The sequence below is a fragment of the Protofrankia sp. CiP1_Cm_nod2 genome (genome assembly GCF_920664355.1).
In the GTDB taxonomy this organism is placed as follows: Bacteria; Actinomycetota; Actinomycetes; order Frankiales; family Frankiaceae; genus Protofrankia.
This window is the reverse complement of sequence record NZ_CAKKTL010000300.1, coordinates 3593-4112: the sequence shown is the minus strand read 5'-3', so window position 1 is coordinate 4112 and position 520 is coordinate 3593. Positions and strand designations below refer to the sequence as shown.

Here is a 520-nt window from a genome sequence, read left to right as displayed (position 1 = left end):
GCCACCACCAGCAATGACCGCACAGCACGGCTGTGGGACACCACCACCGGACAAAACACCCACATCCTCACCAGCCACACCGACTGGGTGACCGCGGCGGCGTTCTCGCCCGACGGTGCCGCCCTCACCACCAGCAGCAACGACGGCACCGCACGGCTGTGGGACACCGTTACCTGGCGACTGCTCGTGACTCTCCATCCCCTGCCGGATGGCGAGTGGGCCGCCCTCCTGCCGGATGGGAGGTACAAGAGCTCCGGCGGGGACGTCCGTCCGCTGCTATGGTGGGCGGTCAAGCTACGCCGGTTCGAGCTCGACGAGCTCGCCGAACTCGACCCCGCCTACCAGCCGCTCGACCCGGTCGCGCCCATCCCCGGGCTGGGCCGGATCTCCCTCAGCACGCCGCCGGCGGCACAGCCGCAACAGCCGCGAATGCCGCCGCAGCAGCCACAGCGGCGAGGGGGAGCAGGCTGGCGATGACGCTGGTCCCCATCCTGATTACGGCGTCATTACGGCATCGGTA

The 520-nt window shown here is 69.6% G+C and carries 1 protein-coding gene; it reads left to right on the top strand.

The features are described from left to right. Positions 1 to 477: WD40 repeat domain-containing protein (locus NBW84_RS22090; protein ID WP_445548816.1), on the top strand; the 477-nt coding region annotated here is incomplete at its 5' end. Positions 478 to 520 lie beyond the last annotated feature (43 nt).